Source organism: Pseudomonas sp. LSJ-87 (genome assembly GCF_032971465.1).
GTDB lineage: Bacteria > Pseudomonadota > Gammaproteobacteria > Pseudomonadales > Pseudomonadaceae > Aquipseudomonas > Aquipseudomonas putida_Z.
This window is the reverse complement of record NZ_JAWJYQ010000109.1, coordinates 1-595: the sequence shown is the minus strand read 5'-3', so window position 1 is coordinate 595 and position 595 is coordinate 1. Positions and strand designations below refer to the sequence as shown.

Here is a 595-nt window from a genome sequence, read left to right as displayed (position 1 = left end):
CAGCTGCTTGAGGACCTTGGCGGTCATCTTGCGATTGGCACCGGCGCCGATCACCAGGATCGGGCTGCGAGCTTTCTGTAGTTTTTCCACGGCGGCTTCGATGGCCTTGTGCTCGGCCAGCGGGCGGCGGCTCAGGCTAGGCGGAATCGGCAGGCTTTCGGTCTGCTCGGCAGCGATGTCTTCCGGCAGTTCCAGGTGCACGGCACCTGGCTTCTCTTCTTCGGCCAGGCGGAAGGCTTCGCGCATACGGGCCGGGATGTTGTCGGCCGAGGCGAACTGGTGGGTGTACTTGGTGATGGGGTCCATCATGCCGCACACGTCGATGATCTGGAAACGGCCCTGCTTGGACTTCTTGATCGGCTTCTGGCCGGTGATCATCATCATCGGCATGCCGCCCAGGTAGGCATAGGCGCTGGCGGTGACTAGGTTGGTGGCGCCAGGGCCGAGGGTCGACAGGCTGACGCCGGTCTTGCCGGTCAGGCGGCCGTAGGTGGCGGCCATGAACCCTGCGGACTGCTCATGACGGGTCAGTACCAGCTTGATCTTCGACTTGCGCAAGGATTCGAGCAGGTCGAGGTTTTCTTCACCGGGAATA

1 protein-coding gene is annotated in these 595 nt (G+C 62.9%); it reads right to left on the bottom strand.

The window, feature by feature from the left end; genetic code table 11:
• The coding region (locus RYH74_RS26280; RefSeq protein WP_317410613.1) for a thiamine pyrophosphate-binding protein at positions 1–595 on the bottom strand (595 nt) is incomplete at both ends.